The sequence below is a fragment of the Pseudomonas sp. MWU12-2037 genome, from assembly GCF_023242345.1.
Lineage (GTDB): Bacteria > Pseudomonadota > Gammaproteobacteria > Pseudomonadales > Pseudomonadaceae > Aquipseudomonas > Aquipseudomonas gingeri_D.
Genome location: NZ_JALLIZ010000043.1, coordinates 1 through 2,684, shown reverse-complemented (window position 1 = coordinate 2,684; position 2,684 = coordinate 1). Strand labels below are relative to the sequence as shown.

The 2,684-nt window shown below is 54.9% G+C and carries 1 protein-coding gene and 1 pseudogene; both read left to right on the top strand.

The window, feature by feature from the left end; genetic code table 11:
* Positions 1 to 1,330, top strand: a 1,330-nt coding sequence (locus M5B42_RS32000; protein WP_248748059.1) for an RHS repeat-associated core domain-containing protein, incomplete at its 5' end; no start/stop codon positions are given.
* A 4-nt stretch (positions 1,331 to 1,334) separates the two neighbouring features.
* A pseudogene (locus M5B42_RS31995) lies at positions 1,335 to 2,684 on the top strand (toxin); the annotation flags it as partial.

The window sequence follows — 2,684 nt, the reverse complement described above, 5'->3', positions numbered from 1 at the left end:
ATCGGAAGTCCGCTACTTGCCGGGCCTGGAAATCCGCACCCGTGAAGGCACTGGGGAAGTGTTGCAGGTGATCTGTGTCCAGGCCGGACGCAGTGCCATGCAGGTGCTGCACTGGGAAACGGCACCGCCTTCCGGTATTACCAACGATCAATATCGCTACAACCTGACTGATCATCTGGGCTCCAGCAGCCTGGAGCTGGACAGCGAGGCCGAGGTAATCAGCCAGGAAACCTATCATCCCTACGGCAGTACGGCCTGGTTTGCCGGGCGAAATGAGGTGGAGGCAGGTTACAAGACGGTGCGTTACTCGGGGCAAGAGCGGGATACAACTGGGCTTTACTACTATGGTTTCAGGTATTACGCGCCGTGGTTGCAGCGATGGATCAACCCGGATCCCGCAGGGGGCGTGGATGGCTTGAATTTATATGCATTTGTTCGAGGGAATCCTACGAGTCGTATTGATCAAAACGGGCTCTGGGGAGTGGATGACCAACTACTCCACTATTTTCGGGAAAATCCACCTGCGGCAATTCCCGAAGGACAAGAAATTTACGCGTATGCGGCAGAAGATAATCAACAGGTTGTCGCTAATGGCCTGGACGCGTTTGCCCCTTTAGAGCAAGTCGCGTTAACAGATGCATTGTTCGACGCACCTCCTGTGTTGAGAGATGCCCAGTTGATGCTGGAACAATACCCAGATTATAGCTCACATATCATGCAAGATTTTTTTGGTCCGGAATATCTCAAGGAACGCTCAAATATTATCAATGCATGGGAGAGGACGGAGGGGCTGTTGAGGCAATATCACAATACTGGATTTGGTCGGGGTAAATTTGTCAGGACCGACGGGGATATTAACGATTCAGGGTGGGTTGATTCGAGGGATCGTTTAGGACACATATTTATCTCCGACGGCTTTATGGCAAAGTCTCGTCCCAATAGGGTCATTACCCTCATTCATGAAGGGAGCCACCTCTCTCACGTCGATCGATTCGTCGGTGAGGGCGCATTTACCCGAGATTTTTATTATCTGGGCTCTGATTCGTTTATAGCGCGGCTGTTTGCTGCTGATATTACTGTACGGGGAAATGCAAAGGATTCAGATATAGCGCTTACCGCTGGTAGGTTTGTCGCATTGGCCAATGAATGGGCAGGAGCAACATCAAATGCGGCGAGTTTTGATGCGCCGATGGCACTAAATTTTCATAATGAAACGCCGGATTTTCGGTCTCATATGGCTGCCCGTAATGCAGATAGTATTGCAACGGCTGCTATGACGATGAGCATGGCCTACAGGTCTTTGCCACCCACCCACCAGCACCGCTGGTAGAGCCATGTCGAGACTGACGAGCGGCATTCACATTCACACACCGACGCTGACGGTTATTGATCCCCGTGGGCTGGCGGTGCGTGTGGTTGCTTATTGCCGTTTCGTCGAAACGGCGGAGCCAGAAGAGCGGATCAACCGCAGTGCCTATGACGTGATGGGGCGGCTGGTCGAGCAATGGGATCCCAGGCTTTGGGCGCTGAGTGCGGAAGATGCCGAAACGCCTGCCAATCTCACCAATGCTTATTCACTGTCCGGGAAGGTGTTGGGTTCGATCAGCGTCGATGCGGGTAAGCGGGTCAACTTGTTCGGTGATGGCGATCAGCTTGTTCAAACCTGGGATAGCCGGGGCAGCGAGCGGTGGGTCGAGTACGACGATCTGCTTCGACCGCTGACCATTGTCGAGCAGGGCGAAGGCGAGACACCGCGTTGTACCGAGCGTTATGAATACGCCGATGCCAGCGCCGGTTTCGCCGCTCACAATCAATGCGGACAATTGATTCGCCATGATGATCCGGCGGGTACGTTGACTGTGGATAACTATGCCTTGACGGGTGGAGTGCTTGAGCAGACCCAACGCTTTCTGAGTTCGTTGGAGTTACCGGATTGGCCGCCAGGGCTGCCGGAGCGGGATGTGTTGCTGGAACCCGTGGCGCAAGCGGCAACCAGCGCGACGCATTTCAACCCGCTGGGTGATGTGTTGGAGCAGGTTGATGCCAAGGGTAATCGGCAACTGTTCGACTACACCGTGGATGGCCAGTTACAGGCGAGCCATTTGCTACTGAGCGGGCAAGCAACCCCTCAAACTCTGCTCAGTGCCATTGCCTACAACGCCTACGTTCAGGTTGAACAGGAAACGGCAGGTAACGGTGTCGTCAGTACGCTGACCTATCGTCCTGAAGATGGTCGCCTTATCCGGCTCCAGGCTCGACGTGGAAGTGAGGCGCTGCAAGATCTGCGTTACGACTACGATCCGGTGGGTAATGTACTGAGCATTGAAGACGGGGCTTTGCCGATCAGGTACTTCGCCAACCAGCGGGTAGAACCGACCAAGTGCTATGACTACGACAGTCTCTACCAACTGATCGCAGCGACCGGTTGGGAGGCGGGTAGCGCCAGTCGAGGGCCGGAGTTCAATCGCTTCGACGATCCGGGTGCCGTCGCCAATTATCATCAAACCTACCGCTATGACGCCGGTGGAAATTTGCTGGAACTGGTTCATGTAGGCCCGCAAAACCACAGCCGCAAGCTGACGGCGGCGCGCTACAGCAATCGCTGCCTGCCCGAGCAGAATGGCCGGCCTCCCACCGAAGAGGAGATCGCTGCCGCTTTTGATGGCAATGGCAACTTGCTGGGT